Consider the following 3,758-nt stretch of genomic DNA (forward strand, 5'->3'; position numbering starts at 1 on the left):
AAAAATCAAGAATAAGGGTAATGCTATTATTGCAAGTTAAATGTCCGACAGCTTAGTACTTACGCTTATTAGGATTTAGTGTCAATAATTTGGCGACTAATTCATAGGAATTTTCCATGAAATTGACCCAATTGTGGCCATAAAGACCAATATAAAAACTACTATGTCGTCGAACAGTCCGCTTAAGTTCTTTAATTCGTCCAACATATTTTTGGACACCCATGCGTTTAATTTTTTGACCGGATATTGTTGCGCTTGTATAAGCAAGTGAGATTAATAATATGCAGCAATTCTCATTTTGAAAAAAATAGAGTATTAACCCCGATTTTGGAGTTCAAAATATAGTACAAAGTAACTATTTTTTGAGCCATAGCCTCTGGCTAAAAAAACAGATGGAGCAAAGAATAAGTATAAATACTTAATAGAATAGAGGAATTACCTGACAACGAACGGAGCAAATCCAGTTCATCGTTCGGTTTTAATTGAGGAATTCAAGGGGAATAAAAATTTATAATTGTTGTCAGATGATGTAAAATCGGTGAGTTAAAAATCCGACAGCGCGTCAAATTACTCAAACATGGCACACTTAGCAGCGACCCTAGAAATTCCTGAATTAATACAATTTTTACGGTCATCATTAAATGACTTACCTGATGAAAGGAAACCTGGAAATAATACGAAATATCAGGTAGAAGACGCAGTGATAGCAGCATTTTCTATCTTTTTTACTCAGTCAGAATCTTTCTTAGACCATCAAAGATTAATGAAAAGTAATAAGGGAAAAGATAACGCAGAAAGTCTATTTTCAATTGAGAAAATCCCCTGTGATAATCAAATAAGAAATTTGTTAGATCCAGTGCCGGCGACGACTATCTTTATGGCTTTTCAAGAAGTCTATGAATGGTTAAATAAAAACGGAGTTTTGAAAAGGTTTCTCTACTTAGATGAAGAAATTTTAATCGCTTTAGATGGCACAGAATATTTCTCATCTAAAAAAATTAATTGCTCTCATTGTAATTGTCGTAATCATCGAAATGGAACTACAACTTATTTTCATGGGTGTGTCACCGCCTATATTGGTTTCTCCTAATCAAAAACAAGTAATTAATTTAGAGCCAGAATTTATTAAAAAACAAGATGGATATCAAAAATATGACTGTGAAAATGCGGCTGTTAAAAGATGGTTAAATAAGAATCATAAAAACACGTATGGTTATGCTGTAACCCTTTTAGGCGATGACTTGTATTCTCATCACCCTATTTGTGAACTAGCTCTAAAACAAGGTTATAATTTTATTTTTGTTTGTCTTGAAACATCACATAAAACTTTATATGAATGGCTAGAATTCTTAGAAAAAAGTGGAGAAGTTACAACCATTGAAAAGAAACAATGGGATGGGCGAAAAAATCTAATTTATCGTTACCGTTATGCTTCTAGACTTCCATTAAGAGATGAAGACTCAAGTCTCGAAGTTAATTGGTGCGAAGTGACTGTTATTAATGAGAAAACAGAGGAAATTATCTATCAAAATAATTGGATAACTAATCATAAAATCACTGAAAATAATGTTGGAAAAATTGTCAAGGCTGCACGCAGCAGATGGAAAGTGGAGAATGAAGGCAATAACGTTCTTAAAAATCACGGTTATAATTTAGAGCATAACTTTGGTCATGGTGAAAATCATTTGTGCGAGTTATTATTGTCTTTGAATTTATTAGCTTTTTTATTTCATACTATTTTAGATTTAGTTAATTATACCTATCATAAAGTTCGTGAACTATTAGTAACTCGAACTACTTTCTTTAAGGATATTCGTACCTTACTAAAATATTTATGGTTTAAAGTTTGGTCGCATTTATTCTCATTTATTCTTACAGAGTATGTCCCATTTAAAAAATTAAATTCTAGTTGAAAAATGTCAATATATTGAAAGAGGAGGGGAAAGGTATTTATTAAAAAAACTAATAAGTTGGTGAGAATTTCATCTGATTTTATCAGTTGAAATCGATTTTTTATGGACAAATTTCTTCAAACCTGTCTATCTTCACCGTCCGATGATAATTATCTGTCAAAAAATGATGCTTCGACACAAGTTCTCTATTTAAATAACAGAATTTTCTCTGATTTTTTTCAAAATGAGAATTGCTGTGAAATCGCAATATCGGCATTGAATGGTAAAATTCGGGTTAATTACAGTATCAGTGTAATAGCAGTAGGTATTAAAGTCCGATGGCTTTGTCAACCAAGTGGGTGATGAGAGTTGGGGAAAAGGAAAAATCATTATGACATTCCAAAGAATCCAGAAAATGGCTTCAACAAAGAGCGAAACGCCGACAACATCTCACTTGTCATCAAGACCCTTTGCGCCCATTATTCAACACCCAATACCAACACCTCTTCAGCAACCGGAACAGATTGAGAGACGACTTCAAAGAAAGACGAACTTGTTACCAATCCCTTTGATGCCACCAAAAAAGCTAATTCAGGCAAAGCTGACAATTGAGGAAACAGGGGATAAGTACGAGCAGTCAGCGGATACCGTAGCGCGTCAAGTGGTGCAACGTCTGAATGCACCTATGTCAGAGCAGACGCTCTCGATAATCCAACGCATGAAGAATAACACATTGCAGCGATGTCTCCGACGGGCTTCTCTACGAGACGCTACGCGAACGCCTATGCAGGGGCATCAACAAGAAATACAAACCCAAAAAACGAATTTGCTCAGGCGGCCTATTCACCGTCAGACAATGCCATCAGAACAACTGCAACCTCAACAGATGCTTCAACGACGAAAACATAGTGGAAATGGAATGACGGCTGCGCCTGATTTAGAAGCATCTATACAACAAGCTCTTGGTAGGGAAGAGGCGTTAACAGATAATATTCGCAAATCAGTATCAGTAGAACAAGGGTTTGGAGCGGATTTTAGCCTAGTGAAGCTGCATACAGATGCTCAATCTCACCAATTGAATCAATCAATACAGGCAAAAGCGTTTACCACAGGGCAAGATGTGTTTTTTCGCCAAGGAGAGTATAACCCCCAAAGCCGAGGGAGGCAGGAGTTGATTGCTCACGAATTGACACACGTAGTACAGCAGAATGGGAGTGCTGTGCAAGCCAAGTCTGCACCATCAGAACAACTCCAACCTCAACTGATGCTTCAACTTCAGCCGAATATAGCTCAAATGCCCATAACCCATCAACAGCAGTCGGAGTCTCAGCAGACGATACAACGGTTTGGCGGTACTCAAGATCAGCAGCAGCAGCAGCAACAGCAACAAGCAGTATACGATCAAACTGACCCAGATTTTTTCGAGATGATAAATGGTGGGCAACAACCTCAAAATCTGGATGAATTGTTAGCTTCATTATCAGAACCAGTACCCTCGCCGCTTGCAATATCTGAAAATATTGAACAGCAACAACAAACATTTGACCCACAATTGTTTGCTCTTTTAGGGGGGCAAGGTGAGCCGTTTCCAAATCAAGGGCTGCCGCAACAGCAGCAACAAACATTTGACCCACAATTTGGGGATATTCTAGGGGGGCGAGGTGAGCCATTTCCAGATCAAGAACTGCCGCAACAGCAACAAGAATTTGGAGTTCGAGTGCCTAGTGAAGATCAAGCTCAATTTTTACATGATAATTTTGATTGGGCATCGGTTAACCCAGAATTGCTTGCTTTATTAGGGGGGCAAGAGCAGCCATTTCCAGATCAAGAACTGCCGCAACAGCAACAAGAATTTGGAGTTCGAGT

At 37.4% G+C, this 3,758-nt stretch carries 1 protein-coding gene and 2 pseudogenes; 2 read left to right on the forward strand and 1 reads right to left on the reverse strand.

Annotated features, from left to right (window positions below):
- Nucleotides 1-52: 52 nt before the first annotated feature.
- A pseudogene (locus HWQ37_RS29170) lies at nt 53-283 on the reverse strand (IS4 family transposase); the annotation flags it as partial.
- A 294-nt stretch (nt 284-577) separates the two neighbouring features.
- On the opposite strand from HWQ37_RS29170, the pseudogene HWQ37_RS29175 reads away from it, so the two are divergent.
- Both HWQ37_RS29175 and HWQ37_RS29180 read left to right on the forward strand, forming a co-directional pair.
- Nucleotides 578-1,827: pseudogene (locus tag HWQ37_RS29175) on the forward strand (ISNCY family transposase).
- Nucleotides 1,828-2,283: 456 nt separating this feature from the next.
- Nucleotides 2,284-3,758: eCIS core domain-containing protein (locus tag HWQ37_RS29180; RefSeq protein WP_292753899.1), on the forward strand; the 1,475-nt coding region annotated here is incomplete at its 3' end.

Source organism: Nostoc sp. NMS4 (assembly GCF_017115095.1).
In the GTDB taxonomy this organism is placed as follows: domain Bacteria; phylum Cyanobacteriota; class Cyanobacteriia; order Cyanobacteriales; family Nostocaceae; genus Nostoc.